Origin of the sequence: Streptomyces sp. NPDC127595, from assembly GCF_042671685.1 — a bacterium.
Classification (GTDB): domain Bacteria; phylum Actinomycetota; class Actinomycetes; order Streptomycetales; family Streptomycetaceae; genus Streptomyces.
Genome location: NZ_JBHXWK010000001.1, coordinates 1,053,876 through 1,079,551 on the forward strand (window position 1 = coordinate 1,053,876; position 25,676 = coordinate 1,079,551).

Annotated in this window: 23 protein-coding genes and 1 pseudogene; 7 read left to right on the forward strand and 17 right to left on the reverse strand. The window is 69.5% G+C overall.

What is annotated here, in order from left to right; translation table 11 throughout:
* Window positions 1–82 precede the first annotated feature (82 nt).
* Window positions 83–1,048 (forward strand): LLM class F420-dependent oxidoreductase, encoded by a 966-nt coding sequence (locus ACFVKT_RS04510; RefSeq protein ID WP_385727419.1) that lies wholly within the window; start codon window positions 83–85, stop codon window positions 1,046–1,048.
* A gap of 30 nt (window positions 1,049–1,078) precedes the next feature.
* Window positions 1,079–1,501 (forward strand): hypothetical protein, encoded by a 423-nt coding sequence (locus tag ACFVKT_RS04515; protein ID WP_385727421.1) that lies wholly within the window; start codon window positions 1,079–1,081, stop codon window positions 1,499–1,501.
* A gap of 51 nt (window positions 1,502–1,552) precedes the next feature.
* Here the strand turns inward: ACFVKT_RS04515 and ligA are convergent, their stop codons facing one another.
* The 8 genes from ligA to ACFVKT_RS04555 form a co-directional block, all read right to left on the reverse strand.
* Entirely contained in the window at window positions 1,553–3,637 is a 2,085-nt protein-coding gene (gene ligA, locus ACFVKT_RS04520) for an NAD-dependent DNA ligase LigA (RefSeq protein ID WP_385727422.1), read from the reverse strand.
* A 62-nt stretch (window positions 3,638–3,699) separates the two neighbouring features.
* Entirely contained in the window at window positions 3,700–4,347 is a 648-nt protein-coding gene (locus ACFVKT_RS04525; RefSeq protein WP_385727424.1) for a response regulator, read from the reverse strand.
* Complete coding sequence (locus ACFVKT_RS04530; protein ID WP_385727426.1) at window positions 4,344–5,591, reverse strand: sensor histidine kinase; 1,248 nt, start codon at window positions 5,589–5,591, stop codon at window positions 4,344–4,346. The genes ACFVKT_RS04525 and ACFVKT_RS04530 overlap by 4 nt, the downstream gene beginning before the upstream one ends.
* Before the next feature lie 135 nt (window positions 5,592–5,726).
* Entirely contained in the window at window positions 5,727–6,863 is a 1,137-nt protein-coding gene (locus ACFVKT_RS04535; RefSeq protein WP_385727428.1) for an ABC transporter substrate-binding protein, read from the reverse strand.
* Window positions 6,864–7,118: 255 nt separating this feature from the next.
* Entirely contained in the window at window positions 7,119–8,768 is a 1,650-nt protein-coding gene (locus ACFVKT_RS04540; RefSeq protein WP_385727430.1) for an alkaline phosphatase D family protein, read from the reverse strand.
* Window positions 8,769–9,188: 420 nt separating this feature from the next.
* Window positions 9,189–9,572: a TraR/DksA family transcriptional regulator gene (locus tag ACFVKT_RS04545; protein ID WP_385727432.1), complete on the reverse strand. Its 384-nt coding sequence runs from the start codon at window positions 9,570–9,572 to the stop codon at window positions 9,189–9,191.
* 187 nt (window positions 9,573–9,759) lie between these two features.
* Window positions 9,760–9,906 (reverse strand): hypothetical protein, encoded by a 147-nt coding sequence (locus ACFVKT_RS04550; protein ID WP_385727434.1) that lies wholly within the window; start codon window positions 9,904–9,906, stop codon window positions 9,760–9,762.
* Between the two features lie 177 nt (window positions 9,907–10,083).
* Window positions 10,084–11,976 carry a helix-turn-helix domain-containing protein gene (locus ACFVKT_RS04555; RefSeq protein ID WP_385727436.1) on the reverse strand — a complete coding sequence of 631 codons (1,893 nt, stop codon included), beginning with the start codon at window positions 11,974–11,976 and terminating at the stop codon, window positions 10,084–10,086.
* A gap of 168 nt (window positions 11,977–12,144) precedes the next feature.
* Between ACFVKT_RS04555 and ACFVKT_RS04560 the strand changes: the two genes are divergently transcribed.
* The 3 genes and pseudogenes from ACFVKT_RS04560 to ACFVKT_RS04570 all read left to right on the forward strand — a co-directional run bounded on the left by ACFVKT_RS04560 (window position 12,145) and on the right by ACFVKT_RS04570 (window position 14,641).
* Window positions 12,145–13,620, forward strand: coding sequence for a short-chain fatty acid transporter (locus tag ACFVKT_RS04560; RefSeq protein ID WP_385727438.1), 1,476 nt, complete (start codon window positions 12,145–12,147; stop codon window positions 13,618–13,620).
* Between the two features lie 237 nt (window positions 13,621–13,857).
* A pseudogene (locus tag ACFVKT_RS04565) lies at window positions 13,858–14,138 on the forward strand (sortase); the annotation flags it as partial.
* A 95-nt stretch (window positions 14,139–14,233) separates the two neighbouring features.
* Entirely contained in the window at window positions 14,234–14,641 is a 408-nt protein-coding gene (locus ACFVKT_RS04570) for a DUF3662 domain-containing protein (protein ID WP_385728143.1), read from the forward strand.
* A 469-nt stretch (window positions 14,642–15,110) separates the two neighbouring features.
* On the opposite strand, the gene ACFVKT_RS04575 is transcribed toward ACFVKT_RS04570, so the two are convergent.
* The 5 genes from ACFVKT_RS04575 to ACFVKT_RS04595 form a co-directional block, all read right to left on the reverse strand.
* On the reverse strand, window positions 15,111–15,368 hold the full coding sequence (locus tag ACFVKT_RS04575; RefSeq protein ID WP_385727440.1) for a DUF4235 domain-containing protein: 258 nt from the start codon (window positions 15,366–15,368) through the stop codon (window positions 15,111–15,113).
* Complete coding sequence (locus ACFVKT_RS04580; RefSeq protein ID WP_385727442.1) at window positions 15,365–15,853, reverse strand: DUF3618 domain-containing protein; 489 nt, start codon at window positions 15,851–15,853, stop codon at window positions 15,365–15,367. Before ACFVKT_RS04580 ends, ACFVKT_RS04575 begins: the two co-directional genes overlap by 4 nt.
* Complete coding sequence (locus tag ACFVKT_RS04585) at window positions 15,850–16,269, reverse strand: phage holin family protein (protein ID WP_385727444.1); 420 nt, start codon at window positions 16,267–16,269, stop codon at window positions 15,850–15,852. The genes ACFVKT_RS04580 and ACFVKT_RS04585 overlap by 4 nt, the downstream gene beginning before the upstream one ends.
* Window positions 16,270–16,367: 98 nt before the next feature.
* Complete coding sequence (locus tag ACFVKT_RS04590; protein ID WP_385727449.1) at window positions 16,368–17,501, reverse strand: YihY/virulence factor BrkB family protein; 1,134 nt, start codon at window positions 17,499–17,501, stop codon at window positions 16,368–16,370.
* Window positions 17,502–17,637: 136 nt separating this feature from the next.
* Window positions 17,638–17,814 (reverse strand): hypothetical protein, encoded by a 177-nt coding sequence (locus tag ACFVKT_RS04595; protein ID WP_384384592.1) that lies wholly within the window; start codon window positions 17,812–17,814, stop codon window positions 17,638–17,640.
* A gap of 287 nt (window positions 17,815–18,101) precedes the next feature.
* Here ACFVKT_RS04595 and ACFVKT_RS04600 point away from each other — a divergent pair, with 287 nt between their 5' ends.
* Entirely contained in the window at window positions 18,102–18,638 is a 537-nt protein-coding gene (locus ACFVKT_RS04600; RefSeq protein WP_385727451.1) for a DUF2269 domain-containing protein, read from the forward strand.
* A 6-nt stretch (window positions 18,639–18,644) separates the two neighbouring features.
* Here the strand turns inward: ACFVKT_RS04600 and ACFVKT_RS04605 are convergent, their stop codons facing one another.
* The 4 genes from ACFVKT_RS04605 to ACFVKT_RS04620 form a co-directional block, all read right to left on the reverse strand.
* Window positions 18,645–19,268 carry a DUF305 domain-containing protein gene (locus ACFVKT_RS04605; protein ID WP_385727453.1) on the reverse strand — a complete coding sequence of 208 codons (624 nt, stop codon included), beginning with the start codon at window positions 19,266–19,268 and terminating at the stop codon, window positions 18,645–18,647.
* A 70-nt stretch (window positions 19,269–19,338) separates the two neighbouring features.
* Complete coding sequence (locus tag ACFVKT_RS04610) at window positions 19,339–20,160, reverse strand: DUF1996 domain-containing protein (protein WP_385728145.1); 822 nt, start codon at window positions 20,158–20,160, stop codon at window positions 19,339–19,341.
* Window positions 20,161–20,815: 655 nt separating this feature from the next.
* On the reverse strand, window positions 20,816–22,795 hold the full coding sequence (locus ACFVKT_RS04615; RefSeq protein ID WP_385727455.1) for a glycosyl hydrolase family 28-related protein: 1,980 nt from the start codon (window positions 22,793–22,795) through the stop codon (window positions 20,816–20,818).
* A gap of 237 nt (window positions 22,796–23,032) precedes the next feature.
* A complete protein-coding gene (locus ACFVKT_RS04620; protein WP_385727457.1) occupies window positions 23,033–24,367 on the reverse strand; it encodes a glycoside hydrolase family 18 protein in 1,335 nt (444 codons plus the stop codon).
* Window positions 24,368–24,671: 304 nt separating this feature from the next.
* Here ACFVKT_RS04620 and ACFVKT_RS04625 point away from each other — a divergent pair, with 304 nt between their 5' ends.
* Window positions 24,672–25,637: a YihY/virulence factor BrkB family protein gene (locus ACFVKT_RS04625; RefSeq protein ID WP_385727459.1), complete on the forward strand. Its 966-nt coding sequence runs from the start codon at window positions 24,672–24,674 to the stop codon at window positions 25,635–25,637.
* Window positions 25,638–25,676 lie beyond the last annotated feature (39 nt).

A 25,676-nucleotide genomic window follows, 5' to 3' on the forward strand; every position in this document is an offset into this window, starting at 1 on the left:
GCGACAGCCAGGCACCGGTTGAGGGAACGACAGCCCGGCCCGGCGATGTTTCGGGAGGGGCTGGGGCGGCAACCCGCTCACTATGGTGCAAATCGGCTACACGATGATGACCGAGCAGGCCGGACCCCGTGCCCTCGTGGACGACCTGGTGGCCGCGGAGCGGGCGGGCTTCGACTTCTCCGTCACCTCCGACCACTACTTCCCCTGGCTCGCGTCCCAGGGCCACGCTCCCTACGCGTGGAGCGTGCTCGGCGCGGCGGCGCAGGCCACCGAGCGGATCCCGCTGATGACCTACGTGACCTGTCCGACCGTCCGCTATCACCCGGCCGTGATCGCGCAGAAGGCCGCGACCATGCAACTGCTCTCCCAGGGGCGATTCCGGCTCGGACTCGGATCCGGAGAGAACCTCAACGAACACGTGGTGGGCGCGGGCTGGCCCTCTGCGCGGATTCGCATCGAGATGCTCGAAGAGGCGGTGGAGATCATCAGGGCCCTCTTCGCGGGAGACAACGTCAACCACCAGGGCGCCCACTTCGACGTGGCGAACGCCAGGCTCTGGGACCTGCCGGACGAGCTGCCGCCCATCGGCGTGGCCGTCTCCGGCGAGCTCTCCTGTTCGCTCGCCGGCCGACTCGCGGACCTGGTCATCGCCACCGAGCCCAAGCCCGAACTGCTCGACTCCTTCGACCGGCACGGCGGAAGCGGCAAGCCCCGTGTGGGCCAGCTGCCGGTCTGCTACGACACCGACCGGGACGCGGCGATCGCCCGCGCCCACGACCAGTTCCGCTGGTCCGTCGGGGGCTGGCCGGTGAACTCCGAACTCCCGGGTCCCTCGGGATTCGCCGGAGCGACCGAGTACGTCACTCCGCAGGACGTGGCGGCCACGATCCCCTGCGGCAACGATGTCGACCTCTTCGTCGATGCCGTACGCCCCTACGCGGAAGCCGGATTCACCGAGATCGCCCTCGTCCAAGTGGGCGGCGACCAGCAACTCCCCTTCATCGCCTGGGCCGAGAAGGAGCTCCTGCCCGCACTGCGTGAACTGTGACCCAAGACGACACTGGAGAGACCGGACACCATGAGCGACAACGACACATCGTCAGCCAAGCCCTCCGGCGACCCGAGCGCCGCGGAGGCATCGTCCCCCGATCTGGTGCAGGTGGTGCTGGGTGCCTGTTCGGCTGCCGACGCGGACACCGTGTTCCGGGCGCTGGGCTCCCGCTTCGCCTCCGATCGCGGCGACGACACGCCGGCGCAGGTCACCGACACCCACCCCGACACCTGGACCAGCGCCTTTCTCGTACCGCACGGCGCGGCGCCGCTGTCCGGAACGATCCTGGCGGGCTCCGTCACGGCCGACCTCCAGGGCGGTCCCGTGGCCGTCGGCCGGCTGCGCGAGACTCTCGCTTCGGGCTTCGCCGTCGAGGCGACGGGATCGGCCTCCGGCGACCAGGAGGTGGATCTCCAGCTCCGGCTCACGGCCGCCGGCAACACTGCTTGAGCAGAGAGGTGCTCAGGACTGGGAGACGGCTCGCTCGAGAAGCGTGAGGAATCAGTCGGAGTAGTCGGCGACGAGGGCGGCGAATTCGTCGGGGTCGGCCAGTCTGATGCCGAGGGTCTCGGCCTTGGCCCGCTTGGAGCCCGCGTTCTCTCCGGCGACGACCAGGCTGGTCTTCTTGGAGACGCTGGAGGAGGAGCGGCCGCCGGCGCGCTCGATCAGTTCGTTCATCTGGTTGCGGCTGAGCTTCTCCAGCGCGCCGGTCATCGCACCGGTGACGACGACCGTCATCCCGGCCAGCGGTCCGCCCGACGCCTCGGCGGATCCGCTCGCCGCGTCGTCGTCGGACGCAGGGGCGGGCGGGGTGGCGCCGGGCTCGGTCATGTTCACCCCGGCTGCGACGAGTTTGTCGATGAGCGGGGCGAGTTCGACGAGCTCGGCGACGATGGTCGGAGCCTTCTCCGTGCCGATCCCCTCGACCTGCTCCATCGTGTCGGCGTCGGCGGCGCGGACGTTGTCCATGGTGGCGAAGTACCGGGCGATCCGACGGGACATGGAGCGGCCGGTGCCGCGGACGCCCAGCGCGCACAGGACGCGTGACAGCGGCCGCGTCTTCGCCGTGCCGATCGCGGTGAGGAGGTTGTCGGTACTGGTCTCGCCCATCCGCTCCAGGCTCAGCAGTTGCTCGCGGGTGAGGGCGAACAGGTCGGCCAGGTCGGCGACCAGGCCCGCTTCGACGAGCTGGACGACGCGGGTCGTGCCGAGGCCCTCGATGTCGAGCTGGTCACGTCCGACGGCGTAGGACAGGGAGGCGACCAGATGGCAGTTGCGGCCGTTCTCGCAGCGCCAGCGCTGTTCGCTGGTGTCGATACCGGAGCCGCACCGGGGACACACCTCGGGGAAGACGATGGGCTGTTCCTCGCCGGTGCGCAGATGGGCGACGGGGGCTTCGACGCGGGGGATGACGTCGCCGGCCCGGTGGACCATGACGTGGTCGCCCAGGCGGAGGTCACGGCGGGTGATGTCGGCGGGGTTGTGCAGGGTGGCGTACGTGATGGTGGCACCGTCGATCTCGACGGGTTCCAGCACCGCGCGCGGGGCGATGATGCCGGTGCGGCCCACGTTCCACTCCACCTCCAGCAGCCGGGTGATCTTCTCCACGGCGGGCAGCTTGTAGGCGATCGCCCAGCGCGGGGCGCGTGAACCGGATCCGGCGGCCTGCTGGTCGGCCGCGAGATCGGCCTTGATGACGATCCCGTCGATCCCGAACGGCAGCTCGGCGCGGAGCGCGGCGATCTCCTGGACCCGGGCCAGTACCTGCTCGACCGTGCCGGCGGTGGTGCCTGGCACAGCGGTGGTCGCCGTGGTGTTCACCCCGAAACCGGCCGCCTGCGTCATGAGGTCGCTGTGCGCGAGCCCGCCCAGCCGCGTCGCGAGCGCCTCCTCGGTGTCGGGCAGCGGCAGCAGACCGTAGCCGAAGAACGTCATCGGCACGGTGTAGGCGCGGTCCTTGGCGCGTAGAGTGCCCGCCGAAGCGCCGCGCGGGTTGGCGAACGGCTGCCCGCCATGCGCGGTACGCACCTCGGTGGCGTGCTCGAACTGCGCCGCGGTCATCAGGACTTCGCCGCGCACCTCCACCGTGACCGGCTCGGTCAGCACGTCCGGCAGACCCTCGATGGTGCCGATCGCGTGCGAGACGTCCTCCCCGGCCGTCCCGTCACCGCGCGTGATCAGCCTGGTCAGACGGCCGCGGGTGTAACGAGCCGCGATCGCGAGACCGTCCAGCTTCGGTTCGACACTGAACTGCCCGACGTCATGGCCGATCCGGCGGGCCAGCGACGCCGTCCAGGCGGCGAACTCCTCGGCCGAGAACACATTGTCCAGGCTCAGCATCGCCACCGTGTGCGGCACATCGCCCTCCGCGGCGCCGCCGGCGACCTTTCCGGTCGGCGAGTCCGGCAGCACCTGATCGGGATGGTCGGCCTCCCACGCCGCGATGCCACGCACCAGTCGGTCATAGGCGTCGTCGTCCAGCACCGAGGTGCCGCCCGCGTAGTAGCCGGCCGCCGCCCGCACCGCGTCCTCGACCGCCTGCGCGTAGGCGGCGGCATCCACGATCACTGCAACTGGTGATGTCATGCCCGTCATCTTGCCCGCCACCACTGACAATGCCGTGGCACGCGGGCCGGGCCCTTCGCACGTCAGGTGAGTTCGAGAAGTCCCCTGCGTACGGCTTCCGAGACGGCGGCCGGCCTGTTGGCGACCTCGAGTTTGCGGTAGATGCGGACGAGGTGGGTCTTGACCGTGGCCTCGCTGAGGAACAGCGCCTCGGCGATGGCACGGTTGCTGTGGCCCGCCGCCATCAGGCGGACGACCTCGATCTCGCGCCGGCTCAACTCCTGGTCCGGGCTGACCACTTGGCCGACGAGTTCACCGACGATCTCCGGAGCCAGCCCCACGGAGCCCGTGGCCGCGGTGCGGACCGCCCGGAACAACTCCTCGGGCGCCCCGGCCTTGGGCACATAACCCCGGGCGCCCGCCTCCAGCGCGCGCACGACATCGGCCCGTCCGGCAAAGCTGGTGAGCATCACCGCCGCCACCTTCGGCGCCTCGACGGCGAGCCGCCGGATGGCCTCGACGCCGTCCATCCCGCTTCCCGAGCCACCGAAGCGAAGGTCCATCAGGACGACGTCCGGCATCAAGTGCGCGGCCAGCCGGACAGCTTCCTCACCGCTGCCGGCTTCGGCGATCACATCGAGGTCCGGTTCGCCGTCCAGGAGGGCGCGCAGCCCGGCACGTACGACGGCATGATCGTCCGCGATGAGCACGCGCACCGGCTCGGCGGTCATCCGGCGGTCACCGGGGGCAGGGGCGCCGGCATCTGGAGCCGGGGCCGTACGGACACCGTGGCTCGGATCGTGGTTCCTCCGTCGGGTGTGCTGCTGACGTCGAGGTCACCGCCGTACTCACGCAGGCGTGCGCGGGCGGCGGGGAGCCCGAATCCGCGGCCCGTCCGCGCGTCGGTCAGGAGGATCCGGGCCGGGTCGAAGCCGATTCCGTCGTCGGACACCTCGAGGTCCACCTGATCCGGCTGCCGGCGCAGTGTGATGAGCACGTTCACCGCGTGGGAGTGCTCGCGTACGTTCGCGAGCGAGCTCTGGGCGACGCGGAACAGGGCCACGGCTGCCTGCTCGTCAAGAACCGGCTGATGCTCGCCCACCGAACGGAACCGCACATGGGCCGCGGTCCCGCCCGCGTCGGAACGGGCGCACAGCAGACGCAACGCGCCCTCCAGGCCTGTCTCGGCGACGTCGGAGGGGGTCAGGTCCCGGAGGATCCGCCGGGTCTCGGCGAGGTTGGTGTCGAGGCCGTCAGCCACGGCACGGACGCGCGTCCGTGCCACGTCCGGCTGCCTGTCCCAGTCACGCTCGGCGGCCTGCAGCAGCATCAGACTGCCGGCGAGATCCTGGGCGAGGGTGTCGTGCAGGTCGCGGGCGATCCGGGTCCGCTCGGCCAGCACACCTGCCTGGCGTTGCTGCCTCGCCAGGATGCCGCGCGTGTCGCGCAGTTCCTCGACCAGGCGCTGGCGGACCGCGGCATCCCGCTGCTGGGCGCGGTAGAGGGCGACCGTTCCCCAGACGGCCGCCACGGGGATCAGCACGAGCTCCGTACCGAACGGACCGTGCGAGCGGATCAGCGCCAGGACGAGTACGACGCTGATCGCGGCCACCGCCGCCACCGCGGAGCGGCCGCCGAGCACACGCAGTGCCGCGCAGGCGAGCGGGACGGCACACCACACGTAGTCCGATGTCAGCGGCACCGGAGCGATCCAGATGAGGAGGGTCCACAGCGCGAGCAGCGACGGGATCCAGGCACCCCGCCCGAGCGGACCGAGCCGGTCGAGCAACGCCAGCCCAGCCGCGTACACCACTGCCAGCAGCACGCTGACGGTCACTATGTGCCAGCACAGTGGGGAGTTGAGCCGGGCGAGCCGGACGAGGGAGGCACCTACCACGAGGAAGAACGCGAGGTGTGACAGGTGCGCCAGGGTGGGGCGACCGCCACGAACGGTCGGCGGAACGCAGTCGGGCACGGCAGATTCCCTCCGGCGGGCCAATCCCTTCGGCCCGGCCAGTGAGTCTATCGGCGGTTTGTATGACTCACGTGAAGAGAGGGGCTGTTGGTCCCTCCGGTCCGAGCACGGACGGACCAACAGCTCCAACTGCCGCTAGGCGCCCGGGTGCAGGCCCAGCCAGCCCGGTGTGGCGTCGCCCGTGACCTCGCCGAAGTACAGGGCGAAGGTCTGCTTCAGGCGTTCGACCTCGGCGCGGTCGGCCATGAACTGGGGGAAGTCGAGGTGGACGTCCGGGTACTCCCAGAGGGGCTTCATGCCCGCCGGAGGCGTGATGTCGGTGCGTACCGACCAGCCGTTGGCGGTCGTCTGCTGCCGGGCGGTCGAGAGCTGCCAGTTCAGATAGAGCTTGGCGGCGTTCGGGTTCTTCGCCTGCTTGAGGATCGCGGCCCGCTGGCCCCACGCGATGAAGGGGTGGCCGTCGGGGACGATCAGCTTCGTGGGAGAGGTGGCGGACTGGAGCGGCGAGCCGCCCACGCCGACGGCGATCGTCCTCTGCCCGGCGACGACGGCGTCCACCGCCAGACCACCCCGCAGGTACTGGTTGTCCTGGGCGGCGTACGCGGCCACCCACTCCCAGCCGTACTTCTCGACGTACTTCGTGAAGAGGTAGAGGGTCGCGTCGTCGTCGTGCGGGTAACGCGACGCGATCTTGCCCTTCCACTTCGGGTCGATCAGGTCGAGCGGGGTCTTCGGGGCGTCCGCCCCGGCCGCGGCGATGTCGTAGATGAAGCTGAAGGCGTTCGCCTGGACGGCGACGCAGGAGCCGTTCGGGGCCTTGAAACCGTCGTAGACCTTGGAGAAGCCGGCCGGCTTGTAGCGCAGCAGACGGCCTTCATCGTCCCAGCGCGTGAAGTCCTGCAGCGTCTGCAGTTGTACGATGTCGGGGACGAGGGTGTCGGTCGCGAACTGGTTGTCGACGCGGGCGTCGTGGAACTTGCTGTAGTCGACGATCAGCGTCAGCTCGATACCGGGGAAGCGGCTGCGGAAGGCCTGCCTGGTGGCTTCCTGCTGCGCCTGGAAGTCCCCGCCGGCGTAGATGACGAGCTTGCCGTCCTCCGCCAGCGCGGTCTCGTAGAGCTCGTCGAGCGTCCTGGTCTCCTCGGCGACGGTGGCGGACCGGGATGCGGCGGGCGAGGCCGCGGCGGCGGGGGCCGTGGTGGCGCCGAGCGCTCCGAGACCGAGGGCGGTACCGGTGGCGAGCACACGTCGCCTGCTGATGAAGCTGGACACGCTGAAGCACCTCTCTGCGGGGGTGAGGTCGTACGGGCCACGGCGCCATGGTCAGGAGTGATTCTGCTGCCACCGGGAGGCGTCGCGCGTCGCCCTTACGGAGCGGCCGACGGGCGGGAGGTGGAACCCGCGTTCAACCCAACGGTTGAACGACGGCGAGGGGGGCGGCGGGGAAAGCGAGCGGAGAGCGCCCCCGCCGCTCGTGGGGCGCTCTCCGACATGCAGCCGCTGTAGGGCTCCTGCCGCTTCGCTGGATCACACGGCGGTGAGCCCTGGTTCGCCCGCCGTCACGGCCCACGACGCGGTGGTGCTGACCGGCGACTGGCGGACCGCAATGCTGTCGACGGTCCGGGCGTCGGTGGTCCACTGCTCCCGGCCGACGTCCAGCCGCAGATATCCGCGGCGCGAGCCGTCGAAGTAGCGGACGTGCGGATTGAGGAGCGGGTTGTAGGCCTTGAGCGGCGCGTCGAAGGCGATGGGGAAGTCGGAGCTGATGCTGGTCGCCGTGAACTCGACCGCGACCGGGTCGCTGTCCAGGTCGTCGCGGTCGATCCGCAGATCGCTGAACCAGGACGAGTGGATGTCGCCGGCGAGCACGACGGGGTTGGCCACCTGGGCATCCCGCAGGAAGCGCAGGAAGTCGCCCCGGGCCGGGTCGTATCCGTCCCACTGGTCGAGGTTGGCGATGGGCGGCAACGGGTGTGTCGGATCAAGGAAGTTGGGGAACCTGATCTGGCTCATCATGACCTGCTGGGCGATGACGTTCCAGCGCGCCGGGGAGCGCCGCAGCCCCTGCCGCAGCCACCTCTCCTGCGCCGCGCCGGTGAGGGTCCCCTCCGTGTTGCCCAGGCCGGCCGCGACGCTGCCGAAGTCGGAGGAGAAGCCGCCGGGCTGGTCGGTGCGGTACTGGCGGGTGTCGAGGACGTTCAGCCGGAGCAGGTCGCCGAAGTCGAAGCGGCGGTAGAGCCGGTAGTCCGAGGAGCCGTTGACGAATCTGCGCCGCAGCGGCATGTGCTCGTAGTAGGCCTGATAGGCGGCCGAGCGCTGGCGGGCGAAGGCGGCGGGGTCCTGATGACGCGAGCCGGTGTCGTCGATCTCGTCGACGAGGCCGGCGTAGTTGTTCTCGACCTCGTGGTCGTCCCAGGTGACGATCCAGGGGAAGGCGGCATGGGCCGCCTGCAGGGCGGGATCGGTCTTGTACTGGGCGTGCCGGCCACGGTAGTCGGCCAGCGTGACCAGCTGGTCGAGACCGGAGGTCCCAGGAGTGGTGTGCAACCGGTCCGCGTAGGCGCTGCTCGGGTCGTACTCGTAGATGTAGTCGCCGACGTGCAGGACCACATCGAGGTCCTCCTCGGCAAGCGCGGTGTACGCGGGCCAGTAACCGTTCTGCCAGTCCTGGCAGTTGACCAGACCGATCCGCAGCCCGCCGGGGCGCGAGTGGGGCGCGGGGGCGGTACGGGTCCGGGCGGCCGGCCCGATCTGACGGCCCGTACGGAAGCGGAACCAGTAGTCGCGGCCCGGCGCCAGGCCGCGTACGTCCGCGTGGACGCTGTGCGCGTGCTTGGCCTCGGCGGTCTCGGTGCCGTGCCGGACGACCCTCCGGAACCGCTCGTCGGTCGCGATCTCCCACTCCACGCGCACCGGGCGGGGCCCCATGGACGCGGCGTCGTAGGGGTCGGCGACCAGCCGGGTCCACAGGACGACCCCGTCCGGCAGCGGGTCGCCGCTGGCCACACCGAGCTTGAAGGGATCCTGGTGCACCGGTTCCGCGTGGGCGGTTCGGATGTTCAGCGCCTGCGCGCCCGCCACGACGGCGGAACCGACCAGCAGGCCGCGCCGGCTCAGGGCGGCGGCCCGGGGCCGGGGTCTCTCAGGGGACGAGGAAGGTTCGTTCGTGGGTGACACCACAGGCCTCCGTTATGCCGATGCATGGGCTGAGCCAATGACCGGGGTGAGCCAAGCACATTGTGATTGACCCGCCAAGAACAAGTGGTGACTTACGAGAAGGAGTTGGGAACCGCGGCTCCTTTCGCACGGGCGCGGAACCGTCCTGGGCCCAGTCGGGGCGAACGGCTCCGGGAGCCGTGTCCCCGACCACGACCGCGGGTCGGGCCTGTGCCGGTCTTCGGCTGCTCCTTGGCGCGGTCGACGTGATCAACAGCGGCGTCTCCGGGCGGGCCGGCAGGTGGCGAAGGGCACGTCAGGTCCCGCCGCGCTGTCGACGGGCCCGCGTGTGAAGCGCCGAGACAGGGCGGGTAGGTTCGCTCGCCATGCGCTACTTCGGCCAGGACATCCTCACTGTCGCCGACGAGCGCTTTGCCGCGGTCAGCCGAGACGGGTAGCGGCGCAGGGTACGCAGGTGGTCGCCGCCGGGCGCACCTCCAGTCGCTCCGCCGGGATCGGCTCGCCACATCGCTCGCACCGCCCGTAGGCGCCACGCTCCAGCCGTTCCAGAGCCCGGTCCAGCTCCGTCAGGTGCTCGCAGGCCTGTGCCAGCAACGAGGCGACATGGGCCCGCTCGAACGCTGTGCTCGACCCCTCCGGGTCGTGCTCGTCGTCGACCGCAACCAAGGCATTAGCCTCGACGATTCCGTCGAAGTCACGACTCAGTGCCGCGATCTGCGCGCTCGTACTGGCGCGTTCGACCGCCAACCGCTCGCGGACGGAACCGCGGTCGATTGGCGGGAAGCCGGGGGAGGAATCGCTCATCGGGGGTGAAACATCAGCGCTCTGGTGCGTATTCCGCACACCGAACGCTGTGGCCGCTCGGAAGCTGCTACCGCCGGCTCCTCCCCAACGAGTCGTCCGACGAGAGGAGGTGTGGGCGCGCACGTCGAGAGCCCCGACTGCGGACGGGAGGTCCGGACCGTTCGATGGCGCCGGCGGCCGACCGAAGTCAGTGTCGCCCGCGGAGTTTGCCCAGCAGTCGCTGGGCCTGGGACCGGCGCCGCGGATCGGCGGAGGCGCGACGTACCTGCTCGATGGTGCGGCGGCCCTGCGGGCTCCTGGCGAACTGCTTGATCTTGTCCATCAAACCAGGCATAACTCTCCTCCTGCGACGAGGCCGGTGAAACGGGTCAGTGCACAGCCCGTATACCCCGCTGCCGCGAGGTAAGGCCACGTCCTGCGAGGTGGGACGAACGAGTGTCGCTGGTAGCGCCGGGCTCGCATACCGACGGGGTGGGCAGCTTCGGCGACGCCGGTCCGCAGCGGACATCCGTCAGTCGGCGAGAACGCGGCGCAATTGCAGGGCCAGGTGGGTTTCCAGGGCACGCTGCGGGGTGTTCCATGCCTCGCCGAGCACCTGTCCGACGCGGTCCAGGCGCTGAGTGACGGTGTTGACATGCACGTGCAGGTCCGCGCTGGTGCGGGCCAGGCTCTGCCCGTGCTCGAAGTACGACTCGACCGTGTGCAGCAGGCTCGTGCCTCGCCGTTCGTCGTAGGCGATCAGCGGGCCGAGGACGCGGTCGACGAAACCGGGGGCGTCGGCGTGCCGGCCGAGGACGAGGCCCAGGAAGCCGAGGTCGGTCATGGCGGCGGCCGAGCCACCGCGGCCCAGGGCCTGCAGAGCGCCGAGGCACCGCAGCGCCTCCGCGTACGCCTCGGGTGCGTCCGTGCCGGAGAGCGGGCCGCCCGCGCCGACGGTCACCGGCCGCGCGAGTGCGGTACGCAGTTCGGCCGCGACATCACGGGCGACGGCGGAGGCGTCGTCGCCCGGGACGAGCAGCACCATACGGCCCTCGTGGCGGCCCGCCAGGCCGCGCCGGGCCTTCGCCCACGCGCCGGCGGCGCTCGCGACCCGCTCCGCGGGGACGGCGTCGCAGACGGTCACGGCGACGACGTGCGGCTCGTCGAGATCGGTGCCGAGCCGGCGGGCCCGTTCCCGGACGGCGAAGTAGTCGCCGTGCCGTTGCGTGAGCAGATCGGTGAGCAGTTCACCGCGCACCCGCTCCTCGGCCTGCGCGAGAGAGGAACGGAACAGCAGAAGGAGCGCGGTCACCAGAACACCGCGTTCGAGGATCACCCCGTCCGTGGCGTCGAGTTCGCCCGCACCGGAGATCAGCAGAGCACCCAGCAGTTGCTGATCGGCCGCCACCGTCGCGACCGTGCAGGGACCGCAGGTCACACTGCGTCCCAGGGAATGTGAGCGGGCCATCGCGTCGGCCAGGGTCCGCTCGTCGGGAAAACCGTCAGCCGGAGGCGTCGCGCCGCTCCGGCTCAGCGGACGCGCGTCGGGCCCCACCACGACCACGGAGCCGCCCAGCACGTCGGCGATCGCCTGGGCGATGTCGTCGACACCGCCACCTCGTACGGCGAGATCGGTGAACCGCTCATAGGCCGCGGCGGCGCGCTCGACGGACGCGCTGCGGGCCTCGACCTTCCGGTTGGCGGTGTTGAGCTCTTCCAGGGCGGTCCGCGTCTCCTGGAGCAGACGAGCGTTGTCCAGGGCCACGGCCGCGTGCGCGGCGAGGGAACTCAGCAGGTTGACCTCGTCGCGCGCGAAGCGGCGCTCGCTGCGGTCGGCCGCGTAGAGCACCCCGATGACGTTCCCGCGCAGGCGCAGCGGCACGCCGAGGATGGCGACCAGGCCCTCTTCGGTCACCGCCTCGTCGATCGCCTGCGTGTGCCGGAACCGGGCGTCGCCCAGGTAGCTGCTGCTGAAGTAGGGCGACGCGGTCTGCACCACGAGGCCGCCGAGTCCCGCTCCCAGGGGCATCAGCAGCTGCTGGAACTTCGCCGACACCGATCCGTTCGTCTCGCGCATGTACGCGTGGCCGCGCACCGGGTCGTACAGGGCGAGGTAGGCGGTGTCGGTGTCGAGCAGCTTGCGCGCCCGGCGCACGATCGCCTCCAGCACGGCGTCCACGTCACGCAGCGCCACCAGGTCGCCCACCGTCTCGTACAGGGCGGAGAGTTCGGCCTCCCGGCGCCGGCTCCTGTCCAGCGCCGCCCGCACCCGCAGGGCCAGGAGCTTCGACTGCTCCAGCTCGGCGAGAGCCTCGGCGCTCACCCCGCTCGCTCGCGCGGCGATGAGCGGCTCCTCGAACTCGGCCGAAGGCGCGTTTCGCGCGAGGAACTCCAGGAACGTCCGGTCGCTGTCCTCCAAGGTCACAACGCCGACCGTACTTGCCTCACGTGCGGTACGGGAAGGCGATGACCCACATGTCGCCCCTCAGGGCTGTGTGGGTCGTCTACATTGCCTTACGGCCGGGCGGGACTGAAGATCATCGTCACCGCATACCTGGGCGACCCAGCCCTCACGCCCACAGGAGGAGACGCGATGGCAACGGCGCCCCCGCAGGATCCGGAACGGACGACGAGCCAGGAGAACTGGCTGGCGCGCATGGCGCTGCGCTTCACCGCCTTCTCGGAGAAGTGGCTGCCCGATGCCCTGGGCTTCGTCCTGGTGGGCACGTTCGCGGTCTTCGCGCTGGGTCTCGCGACCGGCGAGAACCTGCTCGGCACGCCCTCCGATCCGACAGCGACGACCGGCTACGGCCTCGTCGACGCGTGGGGTCAGGGGTTCTGGTCGCTGATCACCTTCACGCTCCAGATGGCGATGATCATTATCGCCGGGTACGCCGTGGCGGTGTCCCCGCCGGTCGGCCGGCTGATCGCCAGGGTCGCGCGGGTGCCGCGTACACCGCGCGGCGCCATCGCTTTCACCGCGGCCGTCGCCATGGTGAGCTCCTATCTGAACTGGGCGTTCAGCCTCATCTTCACCGCGATCCTCGCCAAGGAGATCGCGCGCCGGGTCGCCGGCGTCGACTACCGGGCGCTCGGCGCGATGGCCTTCCTCGGCCTCGGAACCGTATGGGCCCAGGGGCTGTCGGGGTCGGCGGCGCTCCAGGTGGCCAGCGCCGCGTCCAGCCCGCCCGCGGTCCAGGAGGTCATCGCGGAGGGGCGCGGCAGTGGACTCATCCCTCTGACGGAGACCATTTTCCTGTGGCAGGGCATGGTGGCCACGGCGATCATCTTCGTCATCGCGGTCGGGACGGCCTGGCTCCTGTCGCCCTCACCGGAGCGCGCGAAGACCGCCGAACAACTGGGCATCGACCTGGGCCCCAGCGTCGGCGAGGAACGTAAGGAGCTGCGCCGCAGCCGGCCGGGGGAGTGGATCGAGTACAGCCCCGTCTTCGCGATCCTGCTGTTCGCGCTCGGCGCGTGGTACCTGGCCCGGCACTTCGCCCAGGCGGAGGGCAGCGCCCTCAACGCCCTCGACCTCAACACGATCAACCTGATCCTCATCCTGCTCGCGCTCATCCTGCACTGGCGGCCCGTACGCCTCGCGCAGGCCGTCAAGGACGGGACGCCGGCGGCCTCCGGTGTCCTGCTCCAATTCCCTTTGTACGGCGGCATCTTCGGGATGATCGCGTTCACCGGGCTGAGCAAGACCATCGCCGGCTGGCTGGTGTCGGTGTCGAACCAGTTCTTCTACCCGGCGTTCATCGCCATCTACAGCGCCATTCTCGGCGTCTTCGTCCCCAGCGGCGGCAGCAAGTGGGTTATCGAAGCGCCCTACGTGCTCGACGCGGCCAACCAACTCCAGGTGAACCAGGGCTGGGTGGTCGTCGTCTACGACCTCGGCGAGGCCAGCGCCAACCTGCTCCAGCCCTTCTGGATGCTGCCCACGCTCACCATCCTGGGGCTCAAGGCACGCGACATCATGGGCTACACCTTCGCCATGTTCCTGGTCTGCTTCCCCGTCGTACTGATCCTCGTCACCCTCTTCGCCCGCACTCTCCCGTTCCCCTGAAAGACCTGGAGGCTCGCAGCAGCAGGCGGAAGGCAGGTTGCTCATCCGCTCAGCTGAGGATTCCGCGGCAGCAGCCACCGAGACCTTGTCGGTGGCCACCCCGGCCATGCCCCCGTCGGCCACCTCCCCGTCCACGACAGCGGCCGAGGCGATCCCACCACGGCCTCCGCGAAGCCGGCCCTCACCGGGCGGCCCGGCTCTCCATACCGGCGCTCGCCCTCGCGGACCTGTGCGTCGGGCGGGGGCGACTCGGTCATCGTCACATCGGGCGGCGCCCTCTATGAGGGCGAGATCACCGACAACAGAACCACGTCCTTCCGCTCCGCTCGCTCGCTCGCCGAACAACGGGCGGTGGTCCCGGGTCACCCGGGTAGAGGCCCCACGCAGGCGATGATCACCATCTCCACGTGTGCGACACCCGAGGACACGCCGCCGGAAACCACTGGCGCGACGACAGGGGAAACCCCGAACACCGCATCGACAAGATCGGCGTCCTGACGTCGACTTCGACGCAGTAGCCGCGCGCACGCGTCGACCTCCGGAGTCCGGGAACCCGCGGTGGATGACGCGAAGAGAACGCAACGACCGAGGAAGCGTGCCGGACGAGACAGACGTGAGCCCGCTCACCGGCCTGGAGCGGGCGCTGGAGCGCTTCGGCCAGAGGGTGCTGGGGCAGATCCGGGACAAGGAACCGGTCGAGCTCGTCGACGCCCTGCGGCGTGAGTGCGACGACCACGCCATCGTGTGCAGCGAGAGCCGCGTCGTCGTCCCCAACGCCTACGACGTAGAACTGGCCGAGTTCGCCCACGAGGAACTCGAGCGCAACGGTGACGACCGCATCGACCAGGTACTCACCGACACCCTGGTCCGTCACGGGGAACGCAAGGGCTACGAATGGGCCGGCCCGCTCGCGGTGCATGTCACGAAGTCCCGCGATGTCCCCAACGGCCGCTACCGCGTGGCGAGTCGAGTGATGCCGAACGTGCGGGCCGACGAGTTCCTGCCGCCGCCGCGAGCATAGGCAGCCATCCCAAATCCGGCCTACTCGCCGCGGTGTCGCCAGTACCAGACGGCGCAGATCAGGGTAGCCACCAGAAAGGTGACCGGCAGGATCAGGCCGGGGATGCGGGCGACCGTCACAGGGCGGCCCCGACGGGAGTCGAGACGCCGCGTGAAAACGTGGTCTCCGCCATGTTGGTCTTTCTCTTCGCGATGCGGAACGGGTCGGCCGGCCGTGCAGGACCGGCGGGATGTCGGAGCGGATGGTGGGCGGGCACGCCCGACTTGGGCGGGTGGCCCGACCCACGGGATCAAGCCAGATAGTGGCCTCGGACTCGGCCTTCTGACCAGCCCTCGCGCAATCGGAGGTCTGTACGAGGGGTCGGGGCCACTCGCTTCGCTGCACATGGCCAGGGGGCCGCGGTTCACTGCGGCCCGTGCCGGCTGCTTGGCAGGCACGGGCCGCAGGTAGGGGATCCGGCGGGTCCGGGTCAGGCTCCGGTCAGGCGGCGGGTCGTTGCCGCGCCCGAGCGGTCGACGACGGCCCTGACGACCGCGAAGGTGGCGCCCTGAAGGGCCGCGGCGAGCAGAACCTGCCGCCAGGGGCGGTCCTCGTCCGTGGTGCCTTTCGCGTTCTCGTCGGGGCCGAACAGCTTCCAGGTCTGCTTGAACGCGGCGCCGGCCAGCATGCTGCCGACCGCCCCGAGCGCGAAGCCGGCCGGCTTGTAGACCAGCTTGGAGGTGTTCACCGGTGTCCCTTACGCGTACGGCGCGCCTTGACGGAACGGCGTGCGAGCAGCAGGACGACGGCGGTTCCGGCGGCGGCCAGCAGCGCCGTGCGGTTGTCCCGTGCCACCTGCGCCGTCCGGTCGGCCTTCTCGCGAACCGGCTGCGGAGCCTTGTCGTGCGCGAGGTGCCCGGCCTCGGTGACTTTCTCCCGGATCTGTACGGCCGCACGGCCGGCCTTGTCGCGTACGGGCTCGGGGGTCTTGTCCTTCACCAACTGCGCGGCGTGGGCGGCCGTGGCCCGTACCTGGGCCGAGACCTGAGCTGCCTTCTGGCCGGCCTGCTCCTTGGCCTCGGCGGCAGTCTCCATGGCGCGGCCCTTGACGTCGGTCTTGGCGGCCAGGGCTTCGACGGTATGCCCCAACTCCTCGCGGGTGTGCTCGACCTGCTCGCGCAGCTCTTCGGGCGTGGGCGCGTGGCCGCTGTCCTCGGGCTTGTGCTGGGTCATCGGTGAGCCTTCTCCCTGATCTCGGCCGCGTCAGCCTTGACGCTGCCTATGGTCTGCTCGGGCACGGGCGGGGTGGCCTTGCTGATCTGCCGCTTGGCGGCCACGGCGAGAACCGCGGCGACCGCGGCCAGTGCACCGGTGACGATCAGAGCCGAGGCCCACACCGGCAGCGTCAGCGCCAGGGCGGCGATCACGGTGGCGGCCAGGGCCTGCAGAGCCAGCACTCCGACCAGCCCGGCGCCGCCGAACAGCCCGCTGCCGAGCCCGAACTGCCTGCCCTTGCGTGCCATCTCTGCCTGCGCCAGCCGCATTTCGTCGCGCACCAGCTGCGACAACTGCTGCGAGGCGCGCTGGACCAGCTCGCCCACCGGCTGTTCGGCGTCGCTCCTGTTGTTCTGGGAGTCGACCGTGGTCATGGCGGTTCACCCTCTCTCTTTGCCGTCGTAGCGGTTGTGTTGGTGCCGGGTACCCGGTGAATCGATCCGAACCCTCGTCGGCATGCGGCCGGGCGGGGTCACTGCTGCTCTCGGAGCCGCCGCTTGTCCCGCTCGTCCCACTTCCGCGTGTCGCGCGCCTCGACGTAGGGCTCGGCCTCGACGGGGAGGCCACCGGCGATGGCGCGTTCGCGGGCCAACTCGGCGTCGAACTCAAGGCCCAGGAGGATCGCCAGATTGGAGATCCACAGCCAGAGCAGGAAGACGACGACTCCGGCGAAGGTGCCGTAGGTCTTGTTGTACGAGGCGAAGGTAGCCACGTAGAACGCGAACCCGGCGGAGGCGAGCATCCAGATCAGCAGCGCGAGGAAGCTGCCCGGAGTGATCCAACGGAAGCCGCGGACCCGGGCGTTCGGCGTCGCCCAGTAGAGGATCGCGATCATGATGGTCGCCAGTACCACCAGCACCGGCCACTTGGCGATGGACCACACGTCCAACGCGGTGTCACCGATCCCGAATGCGGCGCCGGCCTGCCTGGCCAGACCGCCGGTGAAGACGACGATCAGCGCACTGGCGACCGCCAGGACCATCAGCACCACGGTGAGACCCACGCGGACCGGAAGTACCTTCCAGACCGGCCGTCCCTCGGGAATGTCGTAGACGACGTTCGAGGTGCGGATGAACGCGGCCACATAGCCGGACGCCGACCACACCGCCAGCGCCAGACCCACGATCGCCATCACCGAGCCGGTGTCCGCGTTGCCCTGCAGCTGCTGCACCGCGCTCGTGATCACATCACGGGCCGAGCCCGGGGTCAGTTGGGTGAGGTTGTCGAGAATGCTGTCCGTGACCGACTGGCCGGCCAGTCCCAACAGCGAGACCAGTACCAGCAGTGCGGGAAACAGCGACAGCACTCCGTAGTAGGTCAGCGACGCGGCGCGGTCGGTCAGCTCGTCCTCCTTGAACTCGCCGAACGTCCGCCGCAACACCGCCCACCATGACTTCTTCGGCATCTCCGAAGGAGTGTCCGGGGCATCCCGCTCCACCTCCGCGTCCGGACCGAAGCCCTCGTTGGGCACGCGGTCGTCCGACGAGGACTGGCCGGGGCCGCCGCTCCCGTCACCTGCCGCAGGTTCCTCGCGTGTGTGGTGCGGGGGCTCACCGTCATGCCGGTCCGAGGTGCGCCGGTGTCCGAAACCGAGAAGGCGTGTCATGCACGACGGGTGACCCGGTATTCGCGTCCTACACCGGCCCGGTTCTGTATGTGTCCACGACAGTCGGTCCGCGCAAATGGCTGAGCGCCGGCACCCCGAAACGGTGTCGGCGCTCAGTCACTCAGCCGCGACTGCGTCAGCGTCTGCGGGCCCGGCTCGCCCAGCCACTGCCGATCCCCGCCACATGCAGCGCCAGCAGGGTGAGGCCGAGGAGCATGACGTTTCCGGACGAGAATGTGTCGTTCGTGTCGATCTCGGCAGCGTTGATCAAAAAGGCGATGAAGAACAACACGGCCGCGGCAATACCAAGCATGGAACAGCTCCCCTATTTCGTCATGTCGTCGTGGTGCGCTACGTGTTCCCCCGAAAACCGCCGTCAGACCCACGACTCCGAAACCGGGATCGTGGTCCGCCACCCGGGCGGCTCCGTCTTCGAGTACCTGCAGCCGCGTAGTTGATATCAGGGCTGTCCGGACCGAGAAGGCCGGGACTTCCGGACGACGTGTATCTCGCCCTCACACCCCGTACGCCGAGCCTAGTACGCGGGGATACTCCCGCTGGCAGACGTCCTCCGGGACTCCGCCCGGCACCGTGGGTCAGGTGAAACTAAGCCGCCCCGCACGCCGGGCCAACCTGGTCGTCCATGTAGCCGCCTCCGCAAGCTGGCTCGGGCTCACGCTCGGGCTGCTCGCCCTCGGGATCACCGCGGCCACCACAGGCTCCGCGGTGACCGTGGAGGCCTCCGTCCGGGCCATGAAGCTCTTCGCCGACTGGCTCCTGCTCCCCGTCGCGTTCCTCACCTTCCTCAGCGGGCTGGTGCTGTCGCTGGGCACTCCGTGGGGGCTGGCGAGGCACCGATGGGTGTTCACGAAGTTCTGGCTGACCCTGGCCACCCTCACCGCCACCGTCTTCGCGCTGCGCCCGGGAGTGAACCACGCGGTTGCCGCCGTCGCCGCGGGCGGACCGCTGCCCGACTCCGGCGATGTCCTGTTCGGGCCTGTCGTCTCGCTGTCCGCATACGTCTTCATGACAGTGATCTCGGTCCTCAAGCCCTGGGGACTGACCCGACGCGGCCGCAGCCTGCGCGCGGCCGCCCGCACTCCGGTGGACACCGGGCGAACTCGCCAGACCGCCTGAACCATTTCAGATCGGCATACGCTGCCGGTGCGCCGCGGCGGATTCCTTGACGGTGGCCGCGAGCTTCTTCACCGTCGGGTCGGACCCGTTCTTCCGCAGGTCGGTCGACAACTGCTCGGCGTGGGTGAGGTGTTCGCGCAACGCGGAGCGCAGCAGTGCGTCGAACTGCGAACCTGTCGCATGACCCAGTGCCTTCAGTTCCTCGGCATTGACCATCCCCGGCATGTCATGGCCCTCGTGCGGGTTGGTGTCCGGTACGCCGGTCGTGGCGAGGAGCTCACGCAGGGCTGTCAGGTGGCTGCGGTTGTCACGGGCCACCTCGGCGGCCCAGGTCTTGAGTGCGGATTCACCGCCATGGCGCGGTACGAGTTCGAGGATGGACCGGGTCTGGTCGTCCATCGCGATGAGCAATTGGAGCCAGGCGATGTCCGTCGTACTGAATGTGCCGGAGGTTCCGGCTGCCGTTCCGGAAGCGCTCGTTGGGGCGCTGTTGGTGACAGCCGCCCCGGCGGGTGTGCCGGCCCGTTGCTGGGAGCCGGCACACCCGGGCAGGAGCAACAGAACACACAGCAGCGTCACGACGAGCTGTGCCCGGCCCCCACGGCCCGTTGGTGGTGCGGGTTTTGCCATGACCGTCTCCTGCCTCGGGGCCGTGGTGCCTGTCATGTCCCGCGTGTGCGGGGCAGGTTGGGAGCGCCGTTCAGGAGGGGTTGCCGTCAGCGCCGCACTTGACGATGGCGTTGATGCAGTTGGTGGTCCTGCGTGCCATCTCGGCCGCGGGCCAGGCGTTGAAGAAGTCGGCATGCATCGTGTAGCCGGCACCGGATGCCAGCCGCAGTCCCGATGTCGCGCCGGTGACGGGGTAGCGCAGTACCTGACGCAGCTTCGGCACGGGCACGGGGTGGCTCGCGGGGCACGCGCCGCCCACCGGGTAGGCCATGTGGCTCTTGTGGTCGGCGGAGTCCAGGTCCCTGCCGTTCCAGCACTGCGGGAAGTCGAGGTAGGACTCCAGGTACGAGTCGGCCGGGCAGGTCACAAAGTCCTTGGAAGGAGCGACCTCGCCGTGCCACAGACACGACCAGCGAGCGATGGACGTGGGGTCGGTCGTACCTGTCGCCTTCGCGTTTCCGGCAACGATCCGCAGGCCCTGGGGGAGGGGCTGGGTGCGCTGGATGATGTCGTCGCGCACGCCCTCACCGAGGTAGTAGAAGGTGGTGCCGGTGGGCTCGACCGCCACGTTGTTGCGGTAGAGGGTCGGCACCCAGTAGGCCGAGGTGTCCACGGTCGGGTTGCAGGTGCTGGCCGAACCCAGCAGGTTGGTCACCGTGGTGTTGGCGTTGGTCACCCGGCTGCCGAAGAAGCTGTGCATGTGGGAGGCGCCGGGCAGCCCGGGGGCGACGATCGGGTCGTCGGGGAGGCGGTGGCTGTAGGGACACTCGGCCAGGAACTCAGCGACCTTGACGACTTCGGCCCCTGTGGTGGTCGAGCGGTCGGCTGTGGCCTGCGTCGCAGCCGCGTACATCGTGGTCACCACCAGAACGAACGCTGCCAGTACGGCAGTCCAGCCAGGCCGTTTGCGTACGCGGGCTGTGGTGGGGCGTGGGGAATCGGCTAACACAGCACTCCTCCTTGGGGAGTGGGGGGTGAGCGGAACCGGTACCGGAACCGGTTCCGGCGCTCTGCCGTGGGAGTGAAGTCACATGACATGGCATTGTCAATGCTTCTCGTCGGCATTAGTACGCCTGCGCCCCGTGTTGGCTTCAAGACTTCAAGCCGACCGTAGAGGGAATGCCTTCCCTCTACGGTCGGCGGGAGGCCTGCGCCCGCGGCCCCGGGAAGCAGTTGGGAACGGGCTGCGCAGCGAATGTGTGTCCCACGCACCCGTCCGGCGCCGTCGCGAGGCGGCGGGCAGCGATGCTCGTACGCATGGACGGGCTCGCCGTGGCCCGGTCGCGACCCGTGCGCCAGTTTCAGGAGGTTGAGGCGTCTTGGTACGACGTTGAGACGGGTATGCCGTGCAGCAGGCAGGCACGAGCCGGGGGGATCACCGGGTGTCCGACGGGGACGCCGTACGGCCGCCATGGCGGAGTCGGTGAGGGACGACGGTGGGCAGGAGTCGCCGGGCCCGATCGACACCGGGCTCGGTGGACCACTGCCACACCGCCGTCTTTGACGCGCTAGTTGCCGCGAACCGGCAGCACGTTGTCCGCGTTGATCCGTGCAGCATCCGAGCGCACAGTTACCGATGAGGCGTCCATGGACTCCGTATCGGCGCGGGCGTTGAGCCCGCCGGCGTACCGGTTGCCCTCGATGAGCACGTCGTTCGAGCCCCGGAAGACGTACAGCCGGGAGGAGTACGGCGCCGTCGCGCCCGCGGCCCGCTTGATCACGTTGTCCGTGAAGGACAGCCCGCCGACACTCTTGGCGTCCACCACGGTGACATCGCCGACCTCGAACGTGTTCCGCTCGATCCGGATCCCGTGGTGCACCGGATCCGCGGCGTTCAGCACCTGGTTGGTCGGTTCGACGAAGATGACCGGACCGGTCGAACTCACAAAGGTGTTGCGGCGGATGAGGACGTCCGAGACGGCGCCCGACTCGTACCACTGGTAGGCGTCGGCGGAGATGTAGATCGCCGCCATCGTCGTCCGCTCGAAGCGGTTGTTCTCGATCACGACGGGCTTGGGCGTGGTCACGAGGATCCCGCGCGTGGGCACATTGCGGAAGACGTTGCCGGCGATCCGTACGCTCGGCGTGTACGTCAGGTTCTCCACGTCCGTGCCGCCGATCTTGACGCCTGCGGGCACCGGCCGGTCCAGGGTGATCGTCATGTCGGTCAGTGAGGTGTCGTGGTCCTGTCCGCTCGGCCCGTCGACCGCGGTCACCTTGGCCGCACCGCCAGGAACCGGGCGCATCGTCGCGCTGTCGACCAACTGGACCTTGTCACCGACGTAGAACTGAGGGAATCCCGCGGTCTGCGGATGCTTGTAACTCACCGTCAGGCTGTTCGCCGAGGGCTGCGCGGCCACCTGCAGATAGGTGCCGTGGATGTTGATCGGGTCGTCGTGCGGGCCGTCGAAGACGCAGTTGGTGACCGACACCTTGCCCTTGACCCCGGACATCTGGATGAAGTCGGCGAACCCGGCGGTGGCTCGGCCGGAGTCCGGATCCGGTGAGAAGTCGACCCGGTCGATGGTGATGTTCTCGCTGAACTGCCCGACCAGACCGAAGGTCTGCAGTTCACGGGCGACCAGATTGCGGACCGTGACGTCGGAGGACTCCCAGATGAACGCTCCCGGCTGCTCCCGCTCGATCTGCCGCATCTGGTACACCAGCCCCTGGTCGGAGGGGGTCGCGGAGCTCGTGTAGTCGATCCGGATGCGCTGCCCGCCCAGGTCGGTCATCGACGCCACGTCGTTGAACAGCGGGTTGTCACCGCGCCAGGACCGCTGCGCCTTCGGGTCCTTGATCTGGGTGTACTCCAGGCCGTTCACGCCGGACCAGTAGGGCTTTCCGGTCACCGGGCTGGTCTCGCCGAGCCAGGTCACCTTGTTGTCGGCCACCTTGTACGGGCTGTCGGCCGGCACGCTCAGGATCCGGTAGGCGCGCCCGTTCTCCACCCCGGCCGTCTTCACCGTGGCGTCGACGACCTTCGGCGCGACATAGTCGAAGGTGAAGCCGGTGAAGGTCACGTTGTGCGAGCGGATACTGGCGAACGCCGTCTGCAGCCCGTGGAACAGCAGGGTCGACCCGCGACCGTCCACCACCACATCGCGCATGTCCTCGATGAGCAGCCCGATCGACTTGTCGCGGTAGCGCTGATCGGCGCCGACCGTGTTCGACACGTACAGCTCGCGCACCTCGGCGCTCTCCGGGTACAGCTGGTAGGTACCGCGCGGGAACACGATCCTGACGGGCCCCTTCACGGTCTTGGCGTGCCGGAGCGCAGTCTTCACCGCGGGTGCCGAGTCGGTGCGTCCGCGGGGATCGGCACCGAAGTCCGTGACGTCCACGACGGTGGACCTGGCCGTGCTCACCGTTGCCCCGGTGGCGGTCGGCGCGCCGACCAGGCCGAGGCAGGCGGAGAGAACGGCGAGGACCAGCAGTCCGATGAAGGGGCGGGATCTGCCGGGTGTACTGCGCTGCGAGGTGATCAAGGTTGCGGCTCCTTGTCCTGGCACGGACACGCTGGGGGGCGTGTGCGCGTCATCCTGCCCCAGGAGCCCACGAAACAGAACAGCAACCACCACTTCCAAAAGTTTTACAAACTTCAGGCCGCGTCCCCGGCGCACAACAGATCTGAACTCCCCCGGCGCGACGGTGGGGCGGTGGGCAAACCCACCGCCCCACCGTCGGAGCCCGTACGCGATTGTGTGGTGCGGAAAGAGCGCGGCTCAGCGCTGGGTGAGCCCCTTGTCGATGGCGTGGATCAACTCACCGTCGGAGGTGTCTCCGTCGAGGGACCAGATCATCGCCCCGCCCAGCCGGTGCCGACGGATGTAGTCGGTCTTCGCGGTGAGGACCTGCGGATCGTCGTACGTCCACAGGGTCGTGCCGTCGAAGAGCCAGGCGTGGCCGTTCCTGCGATCGCGGTAAACGGAGTAACTACCCGAGTCCGCAAGCTTCTTGAGCGCCTTGTAGTCCTCGTACCCTGCCTGCCAGGTCGCCGGCGCGGGGGCCGCCGCGGGCTGGTTCAGGCCGTCGCCGCCCCCGGTCACGCCGGTCCAGCCCTGCCCGTAGAAGGGCATGCCGACGACCAGCTTGCGCGCCGGTGCGCCCCGTTCGAGCCAGGCGTCGACGGTCTGGTCGACGCTGAAGTCGTTCTTGGCGTACAGCGCGGACTGCTGGTTCGTGGTCGCCTCACCGGAGACATGGAAGTCGTAGCCCTGAAGGTTGACGAAGTCCAGGTCCCGCATGATGCGGGGTACGTCGAAGCCCGCGTCGATCTTCTCGGGGGCGGTCGGCACGAACGCCGTCAGCTCGTAGTGCTTGCCCTTTTTCTGGCTGCTCGCGTACGCGTCGAGCTGCCGCCGGAACTCGTGCACCAGCGCGGTGAAGTTCCGCTTGTCCTCGGGGCGGTAGACCGTGTCGGTGTCCCCTGCGGACCCCGGCCACTCCCAGTCCAGGTCCACACCGTCGAAGAGCCCGGCCGCGGCGCCCTGGCCGCCGCGCGCTCCGTCGACGGGCAGGTTGCCCTTGATGTACAGGTCGAGGCACGAGGCCACGAACGCCTCACGGGAGGCGGCGGTGCGGGCCGCGTCGGAGAAGTGGGTGGACCAGCTCCAGCCGCCGAGGGAGATCAGCACCTTCAGGCCCGGGTTCTTCGCCTTGAGCTCTTTCAGCTGGTTGAAGTTGCCCGCCAACGCCTGTGTGTCGGTGTCGGCGACGCCGTCCACGGAGTTCTCCGCGTCCAGCGGGCGCGCGTAGTCAGCCCAGGCGTCGGCCTCCCCGGGGATGTTCCCCGTGAAGCACTTGCCGTCAGAACTGACGTTGCCGAAGGCGTAGTTGATGTGCGTGAGGGCGGCTGCCGCTCCGCTCGTCTCCAGGTCGGCGACCTGGAAGTCGCGGCCGTAGACACCCCATTGGGTGAAGTAGCCGACGCTCTTGTAGGCGGGGGACTTTGACGTGAGAGTGCCATCGGCGGACGCGGGGGCCGTGGCGAGGAGAGTGACGGGAAGGGACATGGCGCAGGCGGCGAGTGCCAGCCTGCCGAGGAGTCTTCGACGCATGCCCGGAAGCTATTGGTCTGTACCATCTGCGGTCAAGAGTGCGGCTGGTGCTCGACCGGGATGGTTTGCGGGTTTGACCACGCGCCGCCGGGCTACCGCCAACGCCTGGTTGCCGTAGGGAACTTGTGCGATCGCAACGCCGGGTTCCCGTTCGGAACCTCCGAGCGGGGTCAGGCTGTACTCGAAGCCGGACGGCATGGGCGGGTGCGCCTCGCGTGGCGTTGACCTTGGACGTCCGACGGCGGCCGGGCCCGGTGAGGGTTGTACCGTGCGGGTCAGTACGACCGGAGGGAAGACGCTCGCCATGGGGACCGCTGTACACGTTCCGCAGACGCGGGACATGATCGGGGACGAACTCTCCGGAGACGAGGCGCTGACCGCGCTGCGGCACTACGGAGGCCGCCGGCTGCTGCTCGACGCCTTCGCCCGGTTCCGTTATGCCGACGGGTTCACCAGCTCCCGTTCACTCGCGTTCCAAGTGGTCCTGGGCATGGTGCCGTTCACCATCGCCCTCGTCGGCGTGGCGACCACGGTGCACACGGAGAGCGTGGGGCGGATCATCGAACTCACCCTGGGGCACATCGTGCCGGGTGCCAGCTCACGGCTGGTCGCGGACGCTCTGGACGGCACCGAACGCAGCGCTGGTTCCGGAGTCTGGAGCGCCGTCGCCATGTGGCTGGGGCTGGCCTTCGCCGTACTCAACCTCGCCTCGGCGATGGCGCAGGTCGAGCGAGGCGCCAACCGCATCTACGGAATCGAACGCGACCGGCCGTTCCTTGCCAAGTACGGGCGGGCCCTGCTCCTCGCCCTCGCCGCGGGGATGCCGATGGTCCTCGGGTTCCTGGTGCTCGTCGCGGGGGATGCCGTCGGGGACGCGGTGGGGGAGACCTTCGGCTGGCCCCGGGAGCGGCTCGACTGGTGGGGTGTCCTTCAGGTGCCCCTGGGTGTCGCGCTCGCCTGGATCGCCTCGGCGGTGATCTTCCGTTGGGCTCCGCGCAGGGACCAACCGGGCTACACATGGCTGGCGTTCGGCTCGGCGGTCCATCTCGTGCTGTGGGTCACGGCCACGTGGCTGCTGTCGCTGTACGTCGCCGAGAGCGGATCGTTCGGCACCGTGTACGGACCGCTGACGGCCTTCGTCGCACTGTTGCTGTGGGCCAACCTCACCGGCGTGACACTGTTCCTCGGCATCGCCTTCGCCGCTCAGCTCGAAGCGGCCCGGGCGGGAATCACCGACGCCGTCAAACCGGACCCTGGGCCAGGTGCGTGACCTCGGAGCCCTGCGGCTGCCGCGGATTGTGTTCAGTCT